Here is a 1487-nt window from a genome sequence, read left to right as displayed (position 1 = left end):
TTCGCGCCCTGGTTCAGCCTGCTTGAATACCGCCTCGACTGCCGCATCTGGCAGGACAAAAACCTGCCCGCCATTCTGGAAGCTGTTTTTTCGCTGTATGAACAGGCCAAGGGCAACTACCGCCTGGACCTGCGTCGCGAATACGCCCCGCTGTCCTAAGTCACCCAGTTCAATGAAAGTGACGCCAACTTCGTGCAGCGCTGGTGCGAGCAGGAAGGTCTTTTCTGGTACGTCGAACACACCGCTGACAAGCACTGCATCGTGTTCACCGATACGGTGGACACCCTGCCTGCTCTCGCTCCGCAGAGCATTCGCTTTCATACCCAGAACGTCACTGAAAAACAGGACGGCATTACTCAGTGGAGCAGCGGCTCGCAGTTGTTGAGTGGCAAGCTGCACTGGCGCAGTGTCGATTACCTGGCCCACGGCCAGCCACGGGAAACCGTGATGCCCTCTCTGCAGGCCGCCTCAGCACCGCAGGCGCTGGAGCGTTACGAGTATCAAGGCCAGTACGGCTGGCAGAAACAGGACCGGGGCGAATGGCTGAGCCGGGTGCAGATCGAGCAGCGTGAGTCGCAGGCTCGTCGTATTCAGGGCCAAAGCGGTGTGCGGCAGATGCAAGCCGGGCGCTGGTTTGAGCTGACCCAGCATCCGCTGTATGCACGTAAATCGGCTGAAGAGCGTCAGTTCCTGTTGATCGAAGTCGAGATGTTCGCCGAGAGCAACCTGCCACTGGCCAAGGAACGCCGCGAGGTGCCGGGCAGCCTGGCCGCGCTGTTCAGGTCAGTTCGTCCTGAGCCATCAGGGTTGACTGGCGTGGCCGATACGCTGGGCGTGGGCAGCCACGGTTTCTTCCTCAACCGCTTTGAAGGCCAGTTGCACAGCGTGCCGTTTCGCAGCCCGGCCGAGCATTTCAAGCCCAACAATCCCGGCCCGCAGACGGCCGTGGTGGTCACGCCCAGCGGCCATGAAGTGTTTACCGACACCCTCAACCGAATCTGTGTGCGCTTCCACTGGGACCGCCTGTCTCAGGACGGCGAACTGGGTTCCTGCTGGTTGCGCATGATGCAACCGAGCTGCGGCCCGGACTGGGGCAGCGTGCATGTGCCGCGTGCTGGTGAAGAAGTGGTGATCACCTTTCTGGACAACGACATTGATCGGCCTTTGGTGATGGGCCAGGTCTACGGCGGTCACAAACCCGCCTGGCACTCCAGCGGGTTGATGGCCGGTTACAAGAGCAAGGAAGTCGGCGGCGGTGGTTTCAACCACTGGGTAATGGACGACTCCACCGGCCAGGTCCGCACCCAGATCCACAGCAGCCATGGTCATACCCAGCTCAACCTTGGCTATTTGATCGACCAGCGCGGTAACAATCGCGGTGGCCTGCGCGGCACGGGGTTTGAACTACGCACTGATGCTTACGGCGCACTGCGCGCACAGCAAGGTCTTTACCTCAGCACCTGGAAACGCAGCGGCGCCCAGGGCGC

1 pseudogene is annotated in these 1487 nt (G+C 61.2%); it reads left to right on the top strand.

The annotated features are described in order from the left end of the window. Positions 1-1487: pseudogene (locus DW49_RS01000000129000) on the top strand (type VI secretion system Vgr family protein); the annotation flags it as partial.

This window comes from Pseudomonas avellanae BPIC 631, from assembly GCF_000444135.1.
Lineage (GTDB): Bacteria > Pseudomonadota > Gammaproteobacteria > Pseudomonadales > Pseudomonadaceae > Aquipseudomonas > Aquipseudomonas avellanae.
The sequence above is the reverse complement of the archived record's forward strand: the minus strand, read 5'-3'. Positions and strand labels throughout refer to the sequence as shown.